This window comes from Bacillus sp. FSL R7-0672 (genome assembly GCF_038601465.1).
GTDB classification, from domain to species: Bacteria; Bacillota; Bacilli; order Bacillales; family Bacillaceae; genus Bacillus; species Bacillus pumilus.
In genome coordinates, this window is record NZ_CP152010.1 from 1608253 (window position 1) to 1627764 (window position 19512).

Here is a 19512-nt window from a genome sequence, read left to right on the forward strand (position 1 = left end):
ATGGCAGCAAGAGATTTATCTGTTTTATTCAGTGTTATTTTAATTGTGGCGATGCTGGTCATACCGTTTCCGCCAATGCTATTAAGTATTTTAATCATTATTAATATTTCTCTTGCGCTTATCGTGCTTCTCACCACAATGAACATGCAAGAACCACTGCAATTTTCAATATTTCCATCATTGCTTTTGCTCTTAACGCTGTTTCGCTTAGGGCTTAACATCTCTACAACACGATCTATCCTATCAACTGGAGACGCTGGAAAAGTTGTAGAAACGTTTGGTTCATTTGTTGTTGGTGGAAATATACTCGTTGGTCTGGTTGTCTTCCTTATCCTGATCATCATTCAATTTATAGTGATCACCAAAGGGGCTGAGCGTGTATCTGAGGTTGCGGCAAGATTTACCCTCGATGCGATGCCAGGTAAACAAATGAGTATTGACGCTGATTTAAATGCAGGAATGCTGACAGAAAGTGAAGCAAGAAATCGCCGTGAAAAAGTAGCGAGAGAAGCAGACTTTTATGGTGCGATGGATGGTGCAAGTAAGTTCGTCAAAGGGGATGCCATCGCAGGTATTATCATTGTCATTATTAATATTATTTTTGGGATTATTATTGGGATGCTTCAGCAAGGAATGTCGATTCAAGAATCAGCTTCCCACTTTACACTATTAACGGTAGGAGACGGAATTGTTTCACAAATTCCTGCACTTCTCATTTCAACAGCGACAGGAATTGTCGTCACAAGGGCTGCTTCTAATGGGAACCTTGGGTCAGATATCACTGAACAGCTGTTTGCATTCCCTGCTATGCTTTACGTCACAGCAGGCACGATCTTCCTTCTTGGGTTGTTTACTCCAATCGGCGTACTGTTGACTGGACCGATCGCAGGTTTACTTGCTCTCGGCGCATACTTGATGTCGAAAAACAAACAGGATCAAGAAGAAATCGAAGAGGTGCTAGAGGAACAGGCAGAGGTAGAAGAGATGAAAAGTCCAGAAAGCGTCATTCACCTTTTGCAAATGGATGCCATTGAATTTGAATTTGGCTACGGCTTGATTCCGCTAGCCGATGCAAATCAAGGCGGTGACCTGTTAGATCGAATTGTAATGATCCGAAGGCAGCTTGCCCTCGAATTAGGTCTTGTGATTCCAGTTGTTCGAATTCGAGACAACATTGCACTTAACCCAAATGAGTATCGGCTTAAAATAAAAGGGAACGAAGTGGCAAAAGGGGAGCTACTGCTTGATCACTACTTAGCGATGTCTCCTACGCCGGATGATGATCCGATTGAAGGGATTGAAACAATCGAGCCATCCTTTGGTCTTCCGGCTAAATGGATCTCAGAAGCAGAAAAAGATCAGGCTGAGATGCTTGGCTATACGGTTGTAGATCCTGCATCGGTTGTGTCTACTCACATCACAGAGAAAATTAGACAAAACACACACGAACTGCTCGGACGCCAAGAAACGAAGCAATTAATCGATCATCTGAAAGAAAGTTATCCTGTCTTAGTGGATGAGGTGACGCCAAATCCACTAGCAGTTGGTGATATTCAAAAAGTGTTGGCAAAACTGCTGAAAGAAAAGGTTTCTATTCGAAATCTTGTCACCATTTTTGAGACACTTGCAGACTACGGAAAATTAACGACAGATACAGATTTGTTAACAGAGTATGTCAGACAGGCGCTGGCAAGACAGATTACCGCACAATATGCGAGAGAAAATGAATCGCTCAAAGTCGTGACATGCTCAGGCCGAGTGGAAAAGGTGATTGCTGACAGTGTACAGCAGACAGAGCATGGCAACTACTTATCGTTAGATCCAGAATCCTCTGAAAGTGTGATTCAATCAGTGGCTAGAGAAATTGAGCAGCTTTCGCTCCGTCAGGAAACGCCGGTTCTATTGTGCTCACCTCCTATAAGAATGTACGTCAAGCAGCTGTTAGAAAGATATTTCCCGGACTTACCGGTACTATCTTATAACGAACTAGAAGCAAATGTGGAAGTACAGAGCATCGGAGTGGTGGATATCTAATGAAAATGAAAAAAATCATAGCGAATTCAATGCAAGAGGCGACGATTCAAATTAGGCAGCAACTTGGGAAGGATGCCGTCATTTTAAATTCCAAAACTGTTGTGAAACGAAAGCTATTCGGTTTAAAGAAACAGCAAATGGTTGAAGTGATTGCAGTGCTGGATCAAGATTTTGAAGAAAGAGCGGGTAAAGGTGGACACCCTGCGCCTCCTCTTCCAGTATTTCCGAAAAAGGAGCAAATTCAACACCGGCCTGAAGAGCCGTCTTTTGCTCCTGAGGCAGTGAAACCAGTACCTTCTCAAGCTCAGCCTTTAGAATATGCGAGGAATGAGCGGCATGCTGGTATTCTGCCTGATCCTCTCATGGTAATCGATCAAAAGCTGAAGGATCAAGGTCTTGATGATGCCATTCGAGACGAATGCCTCAAAGGTCTTTTAACAAAGGGTGCTGTCAAGGAAGATCAAATTCAAAAAGAACTTGAACAACTGCTGGCAGATATGCTGCCGGCTCACACCTCTGATGAGCCGATGATTCGTTCAAAATACATTGTGCTGTTTGGTTCAACTGGAGCTGGTAAAACAACAACGATTGCAAAGCTCGCTGCCAAAACGGCCATTCAGAAGCAAAAGAAAATCGCTTTTATTACAACAGATACGTACCGAATTGCAGCGATCGAACAACTGAAAACATATGCGGAACTGCTCAATGCACCGCTTGAGGTTTGTTATTCGAGAGAGGATTTTGTAAAAGCTCAAGAGACTTTTAAAGAGTATGATCATATTTTCGTAGACACAGCGGGTCGTAACTTTAAAGAAGAAGCGTATATCAAAGAACTGACAGACATCATTCCATTTGATGAAAGCATTCAAAGTTTCCTAGTGATGAGTGCGACCTCGAAGTATCAGGACATGAACGCCATGGTCAAACGCTTTGAACATGTTCCAATTCATCAATTCATTTTTACAAAAGTAGATGAAACAGACACGATGGGAACCATCTTTCAAATCATTGCAGACTCTCAAATTGGACTTGGCTTTTTAACAAATGGTCAAAATGTTCCTGAGGATATTCTTGAGGGCTCTCCTCTTGAATTAACAAGGATGGTCTTACAATGATGAAGCCCGACCAAGCAGAAGGTTTAAGAAAGCTCGTTCAGCAGAATCAAACGATCACACCAACTCCTCTTGGTATAAGCGGACAGGCAAAAACCATTGCTGTCATCAGCGGTAAAGGCGGGGTTGGAAAATCGAATTTGACGCTGAATATGGCGCTGTCTATCGCAAATGCAGGGAAGCGAGTGTTAGTCATCGACCTTGATTTTGGTATGGGGAATATTGATATTTTACTAGGGAAAACATCGACTAGCTCTATATTAGATGTTCTTGTCAGGAAGGAATCCTTCCAAGCAGCTATGACTCAAGGAACGAACAACCTTTATTACATTTCTGGCGGAAGCGGACTTGAACAGCTGTTTTCTTTAGATAAAGATCAATGGTCGTTTTTTCTAGTGGAAATGGAAAGAATGATGCACGACTTTGATTGTATCTTCTTTGATATGGGGGCTGGCTTGTCTAAAGATCAACTACCTTTTGTTTTATCAGCAGGAGAAGTTGTGGTTGTGACAACGCCGGAACCAACATCGATCATGGATGCCTACAGCGCAATTAAACACTTAGCGATTCATCAGTTCGAACAATCTGTGCAAATCATTGTCAACCGGTGTAAAACCCCGTCAGAAGGGTCAGAAACCTACCGGAAATTAGCAGGAGTAGTCACATCATTTCTACACAGAAAACTAGTATTTGCTGGTGCTGTGCCGGATGATCCTGCGGTTCCAAAAGCGGTGGCTGAACAAATTCCATTTTATATGAAGCAGCCTCATTCACGGCTGAGTAAAACGATCAAGATGCTGGCAGAAACACTTTATCAACAGCAGATAAGAGAGGCACAGAGAGAGCAGCATACGTTTATAGATAAGTTGTCCTCTTTTTTTAAAAGGAGGAAGGTGGACTCATGATTAGAGTGCTTGTAGTAGATGACTCGGCCTTTATGCGAAAGCTCATTAGTGATTTCCTAAGTGCCGAGCAAGAAATAGAAGTCGTCGGAACGGCGCGAAATGGGGAAGATGCCTTAAAACGGATCAAGGAACTGAATCCAGATGTCGTCACATTAGATGTGGAAATGCCTGTTTTAAATGGAACAGAAGCATTAAAACAAATTCTGGCTGAACACGACCTTGCCGTGATTATGGTGTCAAGCCAGACAAAGCAAGGGAAAGATTTAACCATCCATTGCTTAGAACTTGGTGCTTTTGACTTTGTGACAAAGCCTTCAGGAAGTATTTCGCTCGATTTACACAAAGTAAGAGGCCAAATTGTAGAGCGGGTGCTTGCGGCAGGGCTGTCAAGGAAACGCACTGAAGTACAGGTTTCTCCAAAGCCGCCGGTGATGAAGCCGCCAATTCCAGTGGCTGCACCTCGCACGCAAGCAGTGAAAAGCGGCTCACTCCGAAAGATTATTTCAATCGGAACATCAACGGGAGGGCCAAGGGCACTTCAACGAGTTGTCACGAAGCTGCCCAAGGACATAGAAGCACCTATTTTGATTGTGCAGCATATGCCGGCAGGATTTACGGCATCACTTGCTACTAGGTTAGACCATTTATCTCAAATTTCGATTAAAGAAGCACAAGATGGAGACATCGCTAAAAATGGAGTAGCCTACATAGCGCCTGGTGGAATGAATATGTCACTTCATGAACAAGGGGCATCCTTAGTCATCAGGCTATCTCCAGAGGACACGGAAAGCCGGCACAAACCTTCTGTTAACTATTTATTTGAATCCATCAGTCATATAAAGGGTTACGAGAAAATTGCTGTCATTATGACAGGCATGGGTAGTGACGGCACAGAAGGTGTCAAAAAAATGGTCGCAAGCGGTCATACAAAAGTCATTGCAGAAAAAGAAGAATCATGTGTTGTTTTCGGAATGCCTAAATCAGTCATTAAAGCAGGCCTTGCACATGAAACAAGGCATGTGGATGACATCGCACATGCAATTATAAGCTCCATGAAAAAAGAGAGGGCGTGAACACGTTGGATGTAAACCAATACTTAGATATCTTTTTAGATGAAAGCAGAGAACACTTACAAACTTGTAATGAAAAACTTCTTGATTTAGAAAAGAACCCAACCGACTTGCAGCTAGTGAATGATATATTCAGAGCAGCTCATACATTGAAAGGCATGAGTGCAACGATGGGCTACGCTGATATGGCTCAGCTAACACATCATTTAGAAAACATGTTTGATGCCATTCGAAATGAACAAATGATTGTCACACCTGAGTCAATGGACACGATGTTTGAAGCACTTGATCACCTTGAAGCAATGGTTCAATCAATTGCAGAAGGCGGAGATGGGAAACGCGATGTCACAGAGATTAGTAAAAAGCTAGATGTGACAGGAAGCCATGCTGAGGCAGCTCCTAGTGTTGAAACAGCGGCTGTATCAGCGGCTGCTGCTAACGACTTAGACTATAACGAATTTGAACGAACAGTGCTTGATGAAGCGAGGGAACAAGGCTTTAAATGTTATGAACTCAATGTAACATTAAGTGACGCATGCTTATTAAAAGCCGTTCGTGTCTATATGATCTTTGAAAGACTGAACGAAGCAGGCGAGGTCGTCAAAACAGTTCCAAATGCAGAACTTTTAGAATCAGAAGATTTCGAATCTGAATTCAGTATTTCTTATTTATCTAAACAACCGATGGACGTAGTGAAAAAAATCGTGATGACGATCTCAGAAGTTGAACAAGTTGAGATCTCAGAAGTTTCTGCATTTGAAGAAGCGACTCCAGCTGAAAAACAAGAAGCAAAACCTGAACAGAAAAAAGATGAAGTCTCCGTGCCTGCTGCGAAAGCACCAGCAAACGATGCGCCAAAAGCAAATGGCAATAACGGTGCAGCTGCCGGTGGCACGAAAACGATTCGTGTGAACATCGATCGTCTAGATTCTCTTATGAATCTATTTGAAGAACTGGTTATTGATAGAGGACGTTTAGAACAGATTGCAAAAGAGCTTGAAAATAACGAACTCACTGATACGGTCGAAAGAATGACACGTATTTCAGGCGATCTGCAATCGATCATCCTGAACATGAGAATGGTACCTGTAGAAACTGTGTTTAACCGATTCCCTCGTATGATCCGTCAATTGACAAAAGAGCTCAATAAGAAAATTGAACTGATCATTGAAGGCGCTGATACTGAGCTTGATCGAACAGTGATCGACGAGATTGGAGATCCGCTCTTACACTTACTCAGAAACAGTCTAGATCACGGGATTGAATCGCCAGAAGAACGTGTGAAAAAAGGCAAGCCAGAAAAAGGAACCGTTCTATTAAAGGCTTATCATAGTGGAAATCACGTCTTCATTGAAGTAGAAGATGACGGCGGCGGGATTAACCGTAAAAAGGTGCTTGAAAAAGCACTAGAGCGCGGGGTTATTACCGAAAGAGAAGCGGAAACCATCGAAGATCATCAAATTGATTCATTGATCTTTGCAGCAGGATTCTCTACAGCTGATGAGATATCTGATATCTCAGGCCGCGGTGTAGGTCTTGACGTCGTGAAAAACAAGCTGGAATCACTAGGCGGATCTGTGAGCATCAACTCAACAGAAGGACAGGGCTCATTGTTCTCTATCCAGCTCCCGCTTACATTGTCAATTATTTCCGTTCTTCTTGTGAAGCTGGAAGAGGAAACATTTGCGATTCCGATTTCTTCTATTATTGAAACGGCTGTTATTAAGAAAAGCGACATCCTTCAAACGCATGATCGTGAAGTGATTGATTTCCGCGGATTTATCGTACCGGTTGTGTACCTGAAGAAACAATTCCACGTACCAAATGCGAATGAATTAGAGGAAGAACTGCACATCATCGTTGTTCGTAAAGGAGACAAGCTGACAGCATTTGTGGTCGATTCATTCATTGGTCAGCAAGAGGTTGTATTGAAATCACTAGGAGATTACCTGCCAAACGTGTTTGCGATCTCAGGCGCAACAATCCTAGGCGACGGTCAGGTTGCACTCATCGTTGACTGTAATGCACTGATCAAGTAAAAAACAATAGAGGAGCGGTCTGAAATGAGTACAGATATCAAAACTGGCGAAAAGATGATTGTGTTTATCGTAAACAAAAAAGAATACGCCATTTCAGTATCAGAAGTAAAGTCCATTGAAAAATGGCAGCAGCCGACAAGAATCCCTGGCGTTGCCCCTTATATATGCGGTGTTATTAATCTGCGCGGTGTCGTGACGCCTGTCATCGATCTTAGAGTGAGACTTGGATCTACTGACAACGAGATTACAGATGAAACTAGAATGATTATTGTACAGGTTGGTGACATTGAAGTCGGCTGGGTTGTTGATGAAGCAAATGATGTCATTACAGTCCATCAGGAAGAAGTAGAATCTTCTCCTGAATCAGCTGAAAAAGAAGGACAATCATGGGTGACAGGTATCATTAAGCATGATCAGCGTCTATTTAATATCATTCATCCTGGTGCTGTCCTCGATAAGAGCGTTCAAGATGCACCTGTTCATTAAGGAGGATGTGAAATGAGCATTTTCAATGAAATAAAAGATGAACAGCTGGATGTGTTAAGAGAGGTCGGGAATATTGGAGCAGGCCACGCCGCGTCTGCTCTTGCCAGCCTATTGGATCGCAAAATAGATATGGCTGTTCCGTTTGTCAAGGTTCTCTCTTTTGAAGAATTAATGGATTTCTTTGGCGGTGCAGACCTCCCAGTTGCAAGTATTTTCCTGCGAATGGAAGGAGATTTATCTGGCTCTATCTTTTTCATTATGCCCTTTGAGCAAGCCGAGCAATTTGTAAGAGAGCTTGTACGAGATCCAGCATTTGATATTGATACCATTCACGAGCATGTGATGGGGACGTCAGCACTACACGAGCTGGGAAATATTTTAGCAGGCTCTTATTTATCAGCCCTTGCCGATTTAACAAAATTGCAGCTTTACCCAAGTGTTCCAGATGTTACGCTCGATATGTTCGGGGCAGTCATTAGCGAAGGATTAATGCAATTTAGCCCTCTAGGTGATCAGGCAATTGTGATTGATACATCAATTTTTGATGATCAAAATAAGCAAGAGCTGAAAGGAAATATGTTTCTATTACCAGACTTTGAATCGTTTGAAAAACTATTCAAAGCATTAGGTAACCTGTAATGAACGTTCAGATTCCGGCAGTTGTAAAGGTTGGTATTGCGGATGTTCAGCTTGTGAAAACACCGGACCGCATTCGGACATCCGGACTTGGTTCTTGTGTAGGGCTTGTTCTGTTTGATCAAGAAAAAAAACTGGCAGGTCTTGTCCATGTCATGCTTCCAGACTCATCCCTTGCAAAAGGGGCAGTGGAGAACTTGGCTAAATATGCAGATACAGGTGTCAAGCATACAATTGATCTGCTCCTTAAAGAAGGAGCGCGCAAACATGCGCTAAAGGCAAAACTTGCTGGTGGCGCAGAAATGTTTAAGTTTAAGACAACCAATGATCTAATGAGAATTGGACCTAGAAACGTATCAGCTGTTAAAGAACATCTGTCTCTTTATCGCATCCCGATCATTAGTGAGGATACGGGCGGGAACAATGGCCGTACGATTGAATTTGACCCGCTTACGACAGAGCTTGAGATCCGCACTGTGAAGCAAGGCATTATGAAGATATAACTAAGGAAGTATAGGGGGAGAAAGATGCAATCCTTAAATTACGAAGATCAGGCGCTATGGGCTAGATGGAAAGAGTGGAAGGACCCAGCTGCTGGAGATGATCTTATGCGCCGCTATATGCCGCTCGTCACATATCATGTTGGAAGAATTTCCATCGGTCTCCCGAAGTCAGTGCATAAAGAAGACTTGATCAGTCTAGGGATGCTCGGTTTATATGATGCCCTTGAAAAATTCGACCCCGGAAGAGATCTGAAGTTTGATACATATGCATCCTTCAGAATCCGCGGGGCCATCATCGACGGTCTTCGTAAAGAGGACTGGCTGCCTCGTACATCAAGAGAAAAAACAAAAAAAGTAGAAGCGGCTATTGAAAAGCTTGAACAACGCTATTTACGAAATGTGACGCCGACAGAAGTGGCAGAGGAACTTGGCATGAGTGAACAGGATGTTGTCACAACAATGAATGAAGGTTTCTTTGCAAATCTGCTTTCAATCGACGAGAAGCTGCATGATCAAGAAGACGGTGAAAACGTCCAAGTCATGATTCGCGACGAGAAAACTGTGACACCTGAGGAGAAGATGCTGAAAGATGAATTAATAGAACAGCTTGCTGAAAAAATGACCGAGCTATCTGAAAAAGAAAAGCTCGTGATCAGTCTATTCTATAAAGAGGAACTGACGTTAACGGAAATCGGTCACGTGCTCAATTTATCGACCTCACGCATTTCGCAAATTCATTCAAAGGCATTGTTCAAGCTTAAGCATCTGCTTGATAAAGCCATTCAATCTTAAAGAGTTAGTGAGTGAAAAAATATGTTATGGCTGATTAGCTTCATGCTTCATGCTGCACTTATTTATTTTGTGATCATTTTATATACGAGAATGAATTCGCTGAAGGCAACTGAACAAAAGCAGCGAGAACTTCTAGAAGAAACGGAAAATACCCTGACTGCATTTTTGATGGAAGTCAAAGAAGAGAATGACAAACTATCAAAAGTGGCAGCCGCTTCCCCTGATTTTTCTGCTGTAGAGCTGAAATCGGATTTTCAGACACCAAAGCAGCCACAAACACCAATTGAATCCCAGCAATCGGTAGAAAGTGAAGAGCCAGTACCAGAGCACTTGTCGGCTCTCCTGAGCGAAGTTGAAGTGCAGGAAGAGAAGGTAAACGAACCCGTTCCACATCTTGAATCAGAAGCTTCTGTGCCTTCTGAAAATGAAATAGAAGAAACATTCGAGGATCAGGTGAAGACCTTATATGACCAAGGGCATTCGCTAGAAGAAATAGCGAAAGAACTGAAAACTGGAAAGACAGAAATCGAGCTTTTATTAAAATTTAGCGGAAAGCTGTAAAGGATTCTTGATTGTCAGTCCATCATGTGTTATATTATTTCTTGGTGTTAAATACACACGCTTAATGATTCGTATGAAGGTGCTGCCGTGGCGCAGTTTTATGTGAACATGACTTGAGCGGAGGAAAAAAAACCATTATATTAGGAGGCAACAACATGTCAGTTATTTCTATGAAACAATTGCTAGAAGCTGGTGTACACTTCGGTCACCAAACACGCCGTTGGAACCCAAAAATGAAGCGTTACATCTTTACAGAGCGTAACGGTATCTACATCATCGATCTTCAAAAAACGGTGAAAAAAGTAGAAGAAGCTTACAACTTCACGAAAAACCTTGCTGCTGACGGAGGAAAAATCCTTTTCGTTGGTACGAAAAAGCAAGCACAAGATTCAGTGAAAGAAGAAGCAATCCGTTCTGGTATGTTCTATGTGAACCAACGCTGGCTTGGTGGAACTTTAACAAACTTTGAAACAATCCAAAAACGTATCAAACGTTTAAAAGATATTGAAAAAATGCAAGAAAACGGTACATTCGATGTTCTTCCTAAGAAAGAAGTCGTTCAACTGAAAAAAGAATTAGAACGTCTTGAAAAATTCCTAGGCGGAATCAAAGACATGAAAGGTCTTCCGGATGCACTTTTCATTATCGACCCTCGTAAAGAGCGTATTGCAGTTGCAGAAGCTCGTAAATTGAATATCCCAATCATCGGTATCGTTGACACAAACTGTGATCCAGACGAAATTGATGTTGTGATCCCTGCAAACGATGATGCAATCCGTGCTGTAAAACTTCTAACTGCTAAAATGGCAGATGCGATTCTTGAGTCTAAACAAGGCGAAGAAGAAGCTGTTGTAGAAGAAACGACAGAAACTGAAACAACAACTGCGTAACCTATTCAAAAGGTGATAAGAGGGAAATGCCTTTTATCACCTTTTTTTCACCTAGTAATCCGTGTTTTAACATAGAAGGAGGAAATGTAAAATGGCTATTACTGCTCAATTAGTGAAAGAACTGCGTCAAAAAACTGGTGCAGGTATGATGGACTGTAAAAAAGCGTTAACAGAAACTGATGGTGACATCGATAAAGCAATCGATCTTCTAAGAGAAAAAGGAATTGCAAAAGCTGCGAAAAAAGCAGACCGTATTGCTGCAGAAGGATTAACTCTTATCAAAACTGACGGCAACACAGGCGTGATCCTAGAAGTGAACTCTGAGACTGATTTCGTTGCGAAAAACGAAGGATTCCAATCACTTCTTAACGAACTTGCTGATCATTTGCTTGCTGCTAAACCTGCAACAATTGAAGAAGCTCATGCTTCTAAAATGGAAAACGGTTCAACAGTTGAAGAGCATATTACATCTGCAATTGCGAAAATCGGAGAGAAAATCACTCTACGTCGTTTCTCTGTTATCACGAAAGAAGATAACGCAGCATTCGGTTCTTACTTACACATGGGCGGACGCATCGGTGTGTTAGCTGTTCTTAACGGAACAACTGACGAAGAGCTTGCAAGAGACATCGCAATGCACGTTGCTGCTGTAAACCCTAAATACATTTCTCGTGACCAAGTGTCAGAAGAAGAAGCAAACCGTGAGCGCGAAGTATTAACGCAGCAAGCGCTTCAAGAAGGAAAACCTGAAAACATCGTTGCTAAAATGGTAGAAGGCCGTCTAAACAAATTCTTCGAAGAAATTTGTTTACTTGACCAAGCTTTCGTTAAAAACCCAGATGAAAAAGTGAAACAAGTAGTAGCTGCGAAAAACGCAAGCATTCAAACTTATGTTCGCTATGAAGTGGGCGAAGGCATCGAGAAGCGTCAAGACAACTTTGCTGATGAAGTGATGAGCCAAGTGAAAAAATAATGTTTGAAAAGCTCTCTGGGGCTTTTTTAGGGAGCACAAGCACTGTGTTCCCTATTTTTTAGAGGATATTGATTTACAAAAGGCAGTTTCTTACGCATAATAAGAGACGGTATAGTATACACTTGGAGGTTATCATGAGCAAACCGAAATATAATCGCATTGTACTGAAGCTAAGTGGCGAAGCACTAGCAGGTGATGCTGGAAATGGAATTAACCCAACTGTCATTCATTCAATTGCAAAGCAAGTAAAAGAAATTGCAGAGCTAGATGTTGAGGTTGCAGTTGTTGTAGGCGGAGGAAACCTTTGGCGCGGTAAGACAGGTAGTGACTTAGGAATGGACCGTGCAACAGCAGACTACATGGGCATGCTGGCAACAGTGATGAATTCACTCGCGCTACAGGACAGCCTAGAAACGCTTGGCATTCAGTCTAGGGTACAAACCTCTATCGAAATGAGACAGGTTGCAGAACCATACATAAGAAGAAAAGCGATCCGTCATCTTGAGAAGAAACGTGTCGTGATTTTTGCTGCAGGTACTGGTAACCCTTATTTCTCTACAGATACAACGGCAGCACTTCGTGCAGCAGAAATTGAAGCAGATGTCATTTTAATGGCGAAAAATAATGTAGACGGTGTCTACAGTGCTGATCCTCGTACAGATGCGGATGCAGTAAAATATGACAAGCTTTCATATCTTGATGTGCTAAAAGAAGGGCTTGCAGTAATGGATTCTACTGCGTCCTCATTATGTATGGACAATGACATTCCATTAATCGTATTCTCTATTATGGAAGAAGGAAATATTAAACGTGCCGTAAATGGCGAATCAATTGGAACGATAGTGAGGGGGAAATAACGTGTCAAAAGAAGTATTGAACCAAACGAAAGAAAAAATGGAAAAAGCCGTTCAAGCATACGGACGTGAACTTGCAACTGTTCGTGCGGGCAGAGCAAATGCTTCATTGCTTGATAAAGTGACGGTTGATTATTACGGTGCACAAACACCACTTAACCAAATCGCGTCAATCACAGTGCCAGAAGCACGTATGCTGATTATCACACCTTATGATAAAACAGCTATCGGTGATATCGAAAAATCGATCCAAAAGTCTGATCTTGGCATCACGCCAACAAGTGACGGAAATGTGATCCGTATTGCGATTCCTGCACTAACAGAAGAAAGACGTAAAGAGCTTGTGAAAGTGGTAAGAAAATATTCAGAAGAAGCAAAAGTAGCTGTTCGTAATGTTCGTCGTGATGCAAACGATGAGTTGAAAAAGCTCGAGAAAAATGGTGAGATCACTGAGGATGAATTAAGATCATCAACAGAGGATGTTCAAAAATTGACAGATGAATATGTCGCTAAAATTGATGATGTGACGAAAGATAAAGAAAAAGAAATCATGGAAGTTTAAGAAAAAACTATGTACAATAGATAATAGTGAAAAGACCCTCTTCATGTTTACAGGGGGTTTTTTTGTTAATACTGTTGGTGACTATATTATTAGCGGAAACGCAACCTTTTTGGGTGATGGAGGAATCTCATGCTCAATATACTCAAAAATTGGAAGAATCAGCAAACTGCAGCTTCCAACTTAGAAAGTCTGACAAAAGAAGACATATTAAATGGAGAAATTCCTGCACATATCGCCATTATCATGGATGGGAACGGAAGATGGGCGAAAAAACGTGCTCTTCCGCGGGTAGCAGGACATCATGAAGGAATGAAAGTCGTCAAGCGCATGACAAAGCTTGCAAATGAGCTGAATGTCAAAGTGCTGACTTTGTATGCTTTCTCTACGGAAAATTGGAAACGTCCAAAACTAGAAGTAGACTTTTTAATGAAACTTCCTGAAGAATTTTTGAACATCTACCTGCCCGAGCTCATCGAGGAAAATGTCCGTGTGCGCTTAACAGGTGATCCAGACGGCCTCCCGCAGCATACGAAAAGAGCGGTAGAGAACGCAGTAAAGAGTACGGCGAATAACGACGGACTCGTTTTGAATTTTGCGCTCAACTATGGAGGGCGCACAGAAATCGTCTCCGCATGCAGACAAATTTCTGAAAAAGTCAAAGAAGGTAAGCTTCAAGCAGAAGACATCACAGAAGAGATGTTTTCAGCTTATTTAATGACAGAATCTCTTCAAGATCCGGATTTGCTTATTCGCACAAGTGGAGAAATTAGATTAAGCAACTTTATGCTTTGGCAAATTGCGTACAGCGAGTTTGTCTTTACGGATGTGCTTTGGCCTGACTTTTCTGATGAGCATCTTATAGGCGCTATCGGAGAATACCAGCGCCGTGGCCGGAGGTTCGGTGGAATTTAGAGGGTGGTGCAGATGAAACAAAGAATTTTGACGGGTGTTTTGGCAGCTGCAGTCTTTTTACTTGCAGTTATATATGGACAGATGCCATTTACCCTGCTGATTTACTTAATGGGAAGTGTCGCTCTCTTTGAGCTTCTAAGAATGAAAAAGATATCGATTTTCAGCTTTCCTGGTATTGTCAGCTTAATATTGCTTTGGCTTTTAATGGGCGGAGAGAACAGCTTCTTCCCGAACGCAGACGAATCAAAATTGCAAATTGCTTTATTTGCAGTCTTAATCCTTTTAACTTATACAGTGTTGAGCAAAAACTCTTTCACATTTGATGAGGTTGCTTTTGTGATATTGGCGACATTATATATTGGCGTCAGTTTCTATTATTTTATCCAAATTAGAGGCTTATATGGTATGACTGGGATCTTCTTCGCAGCAGTGATTATTTGGTCCACTGACTCAGGTGCCTATTTTATTGGGAAATCGATGGGGAAACGAAAGCTCTGGCCAGAGATCAGCCCAAACAAAACAGTAGAAGGATTTATCGGAGGGATTGTCACAGCTGTCGTGTTGTCATTTGTGTTTCAAGCGGTTACAGATTTTTTGCCATCATATCTGCTTGTTATGTTTATTACGCTTTTGCTCAGTATCTTTGGCCAGCTTGGCGACCTTGTGGAATCTGCTTTAAAGCGTCATTACCACGTGAAGGATTCAGGGGCAATTCTCCCAGGACATGGCGGGATTTTGGACAGATTTGACAGCTTTTTATTCGTTCTACCGTTTTTATATTTACTGCTGGACACGTTTGCCAGCTAACCTCATAGAAACTTATTGAACGAGAGAAGGAGTGGCAATTTGAGATATATTTCGCTATTAGGCGCAACAGGATCAATTGGAGAACAAACATTAGATGTGATGAGGCAGCACCCAGACAAATTTAAGCTGAAAGCCATGACTTTTGGCCGAAATGTAGACAAAGCCATACTAATCATTGAACAGTTTCAGCCTGAATTTGTCGGATGCTTAAGTGAAGAGGCCTATCACACGCTAAAAGGTCATTCATTTGAATACGATGTCAAGATAGCTGCTGGTGATGAAGCCAACATCGAAGCCGCGACCTATGAAGCAGTGGACGTTGTGGTCAATGCCCTTGTCGGAAGTGTCGGGCTTGTTCCAACATTAAAGGCCATTGAACAAAAAAAGACGATTGCACTCGCAAATAAGGAAACACTTGTGACAGCTGGTCATATAGTAAAAGAGTACGCGAAAAGATATGATGTACCTTTACTTCCTGTCGATAGTGAGCATTCCGCTATTTTTCAATGCCTGCAAGGTGAACAAGCTAAAAACATTGAACGCTTAATCGTGACAGCCTCAGGTGGTAGTTTCCGAGATAAAAAACGAACTGAACTTGAAGGTGTTACGGTTGAAGAAGCGCTGAACCACCCAAACTGGTCAATGGGAGCGAAAATTACCATTGATTCAGCGACGATGATGAATAAAGGGCTCGAGGTGATTGAAGCGCATTGGTTGTTTGATATACCTTATGACCAAATTGATGTGCTGTTACATAAGGAGAGCATTATCCATTCGATGGTGGAATTTCACGACAAAAGCGTCATGGCTCAGTTAGGGACACCTGACATGAGAGTGCCCATTCAATATGCACTCACATACCCTGACAGGGCGTCATTACCAGAAGCGAAATCATTGAACCTTTGGGAGATTGGACAATTGAATTTCCAAAAAGCGGATTTTGACAGGTATCGCTGCTTACATTTTGCTTATGAATCAGGTAAAATAGGGGGGACAATGCCTACTGTGCTCAATGCAGCAAATGAAATGGCAGTCGATGCATTTCTGAAAGGCAAAGTAACGTTCCTGCAAATTGAAGAATTGATTGAAAAGGCACTAAACAGACATCATGTGATTTCAACGCCTAGTTTGCAAGATATCCATGAAGTGGACAAAGATACACGAGACTTTGTTCAATCAATCCTCACATAAGGTGGTATGTTCGTGAATACAGTGATTGCGTTTATTATTATTTTTGGAACGCTCGTTTTTTTCCACGAGCTTGGCCATTTAATTATGGCGCAGCGAGCGGGGATTTTATGCCGTGAGTTCGCAATTGGTTTTGGACCGAAGATTTTCTCCTTTAAACGAAAGGAAACCGTTTATACCATTAGACTTCTCCCTATTGGCGGATTTGTTAAAATGGCAGGAGAGGACCCTGAAGTCATTGAAATTAAACCAGGTCATACAGTGGGGCTCTTATTCAATGAGCAAAATGAAGTAGAAAAAATCATCTTAAATGATAAAGAAAAATATCCTGATGCACTTGTCATCGAAGTTGAGCAGATTGATTTAGATCATGCCATGAGAATCTCAGGATATGAAGCTGGAAATGAAGATATTTTGACTGGCTACAATGTGAGTCAAACAAGCTTTTATATTGCAGATGGTGAAGAGATTCAAATCGCACCGTACAATCGTCAATTTGGATCAAAAACGGTATGGCAGCGTATTAAAGCGATCGCAGCTGGACCGATTATGAACTTTATTTTGGCGTATGTGATTTTAGTTGCTCTAGGATTTATTCAAGGGGTCACCGTTGATGATCCTGTACTCGGCAAGCTGACGAAAGACGGCCGAGCGGCAGAAGCTGGACTCATGCAGGGAGACCACATCGTGTCCATTAACGGGGATAAAATGAATTCTTGGACAGACGTCGTTCAAACCGTTCAAAAGAACCCTGAGAAAAAAATGAATGTCGTCATTGACCGAGACGGTAAAGAAAGCACTGTGCAGGTTGTACCAGAAGCTGTGAAAGCAGACGGAAAAAACATTGGCCGTTTCGGATCTTATCCGCCAACGGAAAATGGATTTCTGAAGGTTATTTCATCCTCAGGAACGACTGTGATTTCAACAGCAGGTTTGATTTTAACGAACTTGCAAAAAATTGTCACAGGGCAATTTTCATTAGATATGTTAGCAGGTCCTGTTGGGATTTATGACATGACAGGAGAAGTAGCTAAGCAAGGTGTGTTAACATTAATGCAGTTTGCGGCGTTCCTTAGTATTAACTTAGGCATCGTGAATTTATTGCCGATTCCTGCACTAGACGGAGGACGTTTACTATTCTTGTTTGTTGAAGCCATTCGCGGTAAACCAATTAATCGTGAGAAAGAAGCACTTGTTGTCTTTATCGGTGTTGCATTCCTCATGCTGTTAATGCTAGTGGTTACGTGGAATGACATCCAGCGATTATTTTTATAAAAACCAATGTCTCTTGTTTCTCATTACGGGAAACAAGAGTTTTTGTGAGAAGTCCTATTTCATAAATGAGGTGTAACGACATGAGACAATCCCTGACTTTTATTCCAACTCTTCGAGAGGTGCCGGCAGATGCTGAAGCAAAAAGTCACCAGCTATTAGTAAGAGCTGGGTTCATTAGACAAAATACAAGCGGAATCTATCATTATCTTCCGCTTGCTCATAAAGTCATCCAGCATATTCAATCCATCGTTCGCAAAGAGATGGAAAAGGCGGGAGCAGCTGAGCTGTTAATGCCAGTGCTGCAGCAGGCAGAAATGTGGCAAGAGTCAGGAAGATGGTATACATACGGTCCAGAATTGATGCGTATGAAAGATCGTCATGGCCGTGAGTTTGCACTTGGCCCAACGCACGAAGAAGTGATTACATCACTCGTACGCAGCGAAGTGAAATCGTATAAGAAACTTCCTTTAACTCTTTATCAAATTCAATCAAAATTCCGCGACGAACAGAGACCGCGTTTTGGGCTGCTGCGCGGACGTGAATTTATTATGAAAGATGCGTACTCATTCCACTCTTCACCAGAAAGCCTTGATGACACTTACAATAAGATGTTTACAGCTTACTCCAATGTATTCTCAAAAGTAGGTCTTAATTTTAGACCAGTCATTGCAGATTCTGGTGCAATGGGAGGAAAAGATACACATGAGTTTATGGCACTGTCAGAAGTAGGAGAAGATACAATCGCATACTCTGACACATCTTCCTATGCTGCGAACATTGAAATGGCTGAAGCTGTATATCAAGGGGAAGAAGCAAACCCTGCGGACTTCAAAGAACTTGAAAAAGTCCATACACCGCAAGTGAAAACGATTCAAGACATCGCTGGATTTTTAGAAGTTGATCCTTCTCTTTGTATCAAGTCTGTTTTGTTTAAAGCAGATGATGCGTATGTTCTCATCCTGACGAGAGGCGACCATGAAGTAAATGATGTGAAAGTGAAAAACTTGGTAGGAGCACAGCTTGTAGAGCTTGCTACTCGCGAAGAAGTACTGGAAGTCATTGGAACAGAGCCCGGATTTGTTGGCCCAGTGAAGCTGGAAGCAGAAGTCGATATTTATGCAGACCTTGCGGTTAAAGGCATGACAAATGCTGTCGCAGGTGCAAACGAGGCGGATCATCACTATGTCAATGTCAATCCTGCGCGTGATGTGTCAGTGAAAGAATTCACAGATCTTCGTTTGATTCAAGAAGGAGACGTTTCTCCAGATGGAGAAGGCACAATCCAGTTTGCCAAGGGGATTGAAGTAGGACAAGTCTTTAAACTAGGCACTCGTTATTCTGAGTCAATGGATGCGACGTACCTTGATGAGAATGGTCGAGCGCAGCCAATGATTATGGGTTGCTATGGTATCGGTATCTCTAGAACGCTTTCAGCGATTGTTGAACAGCATCACGATGAGAAAGGAATCATTTGGCCGGAAGCTGTTGCGCCATATGACCTTCACCTCCTTGCATTAAATATGAAAAACGATGCTCAAAAAGAGCTAGCTGAAACGTTATACGAGCGCTTAGAAGATGAGGGCTTTGACGTACTTTTCGATGACCGCCAGGAGCGTGCCGGAGTGAAATTTGCAGACAGTGATTTAATTGGGCTGCCAATTCGCATTAGCTGCGGAAAACGTTCAGAAGAAGGCATTGTTGAAGTGAAGTTTAGAAAATCAGGGGAATCACACGAAGTATCTGTTGATGAGCTGATTTCATTTATACGCCAAGCATAAAAAACGAACAAAAAAATGAAGGTACCTCCTGTAGAAAAGAGGTACCTTTCTGATTGACAAAAGGAGGGTCCTGTCTTGGATGAACAATTACCGATCACACGGCGGCAATTTCATATATTACTCAATCAGATTCAA

Annotated in this window: 19 protein-coding genes; all 19 read left to right on the forward strand. The window is 42.1% G+C overall.

What is annotated here, in order from left to right:
• The 19 genes from flhA to MKY18_RS08070 all read left to right on the forward strand — a co-directional run bounded on the left by flhA (window position 1) and on the right by MKY18_RS08070 (window position 19377).
• A complete protein-coding gene (gene flhA, locus MKY18_RS07980) occupies window positions 1-2034 on the forward strand; it encodes a flagellar biosynthesis protein FlhA (RefSeq protein WP_044141909.1) in 2034 nt (677 codons plus the stop codon).
• Complete coding sequence (gene flhF, locus MKY18_RS07985; protein ID WP_065097284.1) at window positions 2034-3149, forward strand: flagellar biosynthesis protein FlhF; 1116 nt, start codon at window positions 2034-2036, stop codon at window positions 3147-3149. Before flhA ends, flhF begins: the two co-directional genes overlap by 1 nt.
• Window positions 3146-4051: a MinD/ParA family protein gene (locus tag MKY18_RS07990; RefSeq protein ID WP_342497801.1), complete on the forward strand. Its 906-nt coding sequence runs from the start codon at window positions 3146-3148 to the stop codon at window positions 4049-4051. The genes flhF and MKY18_RS07990 overlap by 4 nt, the downstream gene beginning before the upstream one ends.
• Window positions 4048-5124, forward strand: coding sequence for a chemotaxis response regulator protein-glutamate methylesterase (locus MKY18_RS07995; RefSeq protein WP_185107256.1), 1077 nt, complete (start codon window positions 4048-4050; stop codon window positions 5122-5124). Before MKY18_RS07990 ends, MKY18_RS07995 begins: the two co-directional genes overlap by 4 nt.
• Before the next feature lie 5 nt (window positions 5125-5129).
• Entirely contained in the window at window positions 5130-7160 is a 2031-nt protein-coding gene (locus MKY18_RS08000; protein WP_185107258.1) for a chemotaxis protein CheA, read from the forward strand.
• Between the two features lie 24 nt (window positions 7161-7184).
• Window positions 7185-7646, forward strand: a complete 462-nt coding sequence (locus MKY18_RS08005) for a chemotaxis protein CheW (RefSeq protein WP_065097287.1) — start codon at window positions 7185-7187, stop codon at window positions 7644-7646.
• Window positions 7647-7658: 12 nt separating this feature from the next.
• Window positions 7659-8285, forward strand: coding sequence for a chemotaxis protein CheC (locus MKY18_RS08010; protein ID WP_106067473.1), 627 nt, complete (start codon window positions 7659-7661; stop codon window positions 8283-8285).
• On the forward strand, window positions 8285-8785 hold the full coding sequence (locus MKY18_RS08015; protein WP_044141899.1) for a chemotaxis protein CheD: 501 nt from the start codon (window positions 8285-8287) through the stop codon (window positions 8783-8785). Before MKY18_RS08010 ends, MKY18_RS08015 begins: the two co-directional genes overlap by 1 nt.
• A gap of 24 nt (window positions 8786-8809) precedes the next feature.
• The gene (locus MKY18_RS08020) at window positions 8810-9577 is read left to right on the forward strand and encodes a FliA/WhiG family RNA polymerase sigma factor (protein WP_012009976.1); all 768 of its coding nucleotides are present in this window, start codon (window positions 8810-8812) and stop codon (window positions 9575-9577) included.
• Between the two features lie 21 nt (window positions 9578-9598).
• Window positions 9599-10138 carry a Swarming motility protein SwrB gene (locus tag MKY18_RS08025; RefSeq protein ID WP_113767673.1) on the forward strand — a complete coding sequence of 180 codons (540 nt, stop codon included), beginning with the start codon at window positions 9599-9601 and terminating at the stop codon, window positions 10136-10138.
• Window positions 10139-10293: 155 nt separating this feature from the next.
• Entirely contained in the window at window positions 10294-11028 is a 735-nt protein-coding gene (rpsB, locus tag MKY18_RS08030; RefSeq protein ID WP_003212093.1) for a 30S ribosomal protein S2, read from the forward strand.
• Window positions 11029-11119: 91 nt separating this feature from the next.
• A complete protein-coding gene (gene tsf / locus MKY18_RS08035) occupies window positions 11120-12001 on the forward strand; it encodes a translation elongation factor Ts (protein WP_044141897.1) in 882 nt (293 codons plus the stop codon).
• A 134-nt stretch (window positions 12002-12135) separates the two neighbouring features.
• Complete coding sequence (gene pyrH, locus MKY18_RS08040) at window positions 12136-12858, forward strand: UMP kinase (RefSeq protein WP_003210919.1); 723 nt, start codon at window positions 12136-12138, stop codon at window positions 12856-12858.
• 1 nt (window position 12859) lies between these two features.
• The gene (gene frr, locus MKY18_RS08045) at window positions 12860-13417 is read left to right on the forward strand and encodes a ribosome recycling factor (protein WP_003212469.1); all 558 of its coding nucleotides are present in this window, start codon (window positions 12860-12862) and stop codon (window positions 13415-13417) included.
• A 129-nt stretch (window positions 13418-13546) separates the two neighbouring features.
• Window positions 13547-14329, forward strand: coding sequence for an isoprenyl transferase (locus MKY18_RS08050; protein WP_044141896.1), 783 nt, complete (start codon window positions 13547-13549; stop codon window positions 14327-14329).
• Window positions 14330-14341: 12 nt separating this feature from the next.
• Window positions 14342-15136, forward strand: coding sequence for a phosphatidate cytidylyltransferase (locus MKY18_RS08055; protein ID WP_065097290.1), 795 nt, complete (start codon window positions 14342-14344; stop codon window positions 15134-15136).
• Window positions 15137-15175: 39 nt separating this feature from the next.
• A complete protein-coding gene (gene dxr, locus MKY18_RS08060; protein ID WP_065097291.1) occupies window positions 15176-16327 on the forward strand; it encodes a 1-deoxy-D-xylulose-5-phosphate reductoisomerase in 1152 nt (383 codons plus the stop codon).
• 6 nt (window positions 16328-16333) lie between these two features.
• Window positions 16334-17599: an RIP metalloprotease RseP gene (gene rseP / locus MKY18_RS08065; protein ID WP_106055909.1), complete on the forward strand. Its 1266-nt coding sequence runs from the start codon at window positions 16334-16336 to the stop codon at window positions 17597-17599.
• A gap of 80 nt (window positions 17600-17679) precedes the next feature.
• Entirely contained in the window at window positions 17680-19377 is a 1698-nt protein-coding gene (locus MKY18_RS08070; protein WP_065097292.1) for a proline--tRNA ligase, read from the forward strand.
• Window positions 19378-19512 lie beyond the last annotated feature (135 nt).

Bases quoted from the DNA above. Each gene is read 5' to 3' on its own strand.
- flhA (WP_044141909.1), top strand. From the start codon at position 1: ATGGCAGCAAGAGATTTATCTGTTTTATTCAGTGTTATTTTAATTGTG.
- flhF (WP_065097284.1), top strand. From the start codon at position 2,034: ATGAAAATGAAAAAAATCATAGCGAATTCAATGCAAGAGGCGACGATT.
- MKY18_RS07990 (WP_342497801.1), top strand. From the start codon at position 3,146: ATGATGAAGCCCGACCAAGCAGAAGGTTTAAGAAAGCTCGTTCAGCAG.
- MKY18_RS07995 (WP_185107256.1), top strand. From the start codon at position 4,048: ATGATTAGAGTGCTTGTAGTAGATGACTCGGCCTTTATGCGAAAGCTC.
- MKY18_RS08005 (WP_065097287.1), top strand. From the start codon at position 7,185: ATGAGTACAGATATCAAAACTGGCGAAAAGATGATTGTGTTTATCGTA.
- MKY18_RS08010 (WP_106067473.1), top strand. From the start codon at position 7,659: ATGAGCATTTTCAATGAAATAAAAGATGAACAGCTGGATGTGTTAAGA.
- MKY18_RS08015 (WP_044141899.1), top strand. From the start codon at position 8,285: ATGAACGTTCAGATTCCGGCAGTTGTAAAGGTTGGTATTGCGGATGTT.
- MKY18_RS08020 (WP_012009976.1), top strand. From the start codon at position 8,810: ATGCAATCCTTAAATTACGAAGATCAGGCGCTATGGGCTAGATGGAAA.
- MKY18_RS08025 (WP_113767673.1), top strand. From the start codon at position 9,599: ATGTTATGGCTGATTAGCTTCATGCTTCATGCTGCACTTATTTATTTT.
- rpsB (WP_003212093.1), top strand. From the start codon at position 10,294: ATGTCAGTTATTTCTATGAAACAATTGCTAGAAGCTGGTGTACACTTC.
- tsf (WP_044141897.1), top strand. From the start codon at position 11,120: ATGGCTATTACTGCTCAATTAGTGAAAGAACTGCGTCAAAAAACTGGT.
- pyrH (WP_003210919.1), top strand. From the start codon at position 12,136: ATGAGCAAACCGAAATATAATCGCATTGTACTGAAGCTAAGTGGCGAA.
- MKY18_RS08050 (WP_044141896.1), top strand. From the start codon at position 13,547: ATGCTCAATATACTCAAAAATTGGAAGAATCAGCAAACTGCAGCTTCC.
- MKY18_RS08055 (WP_065097290.1), top strand. From the start codon at position 14,342: ATGAAACAAAGAATTTTGACGGGTGTTTTGGCAGCTGCAGTCTTTTTA.
- rseP (WP_106055909.1), top strand. From the start codon at position 16,334: ATGTTCGTGAATACAGTGATTGCGTTTATTATTATTTTTGGAACGCTC.
- MKY18_RS08070 (WP_065097292.1), top strand. From the start codon at position 17,680: ATGAGACAATCCCTGACTTTTATTCCAACTCTTCGAGAGGTGCCGGCA.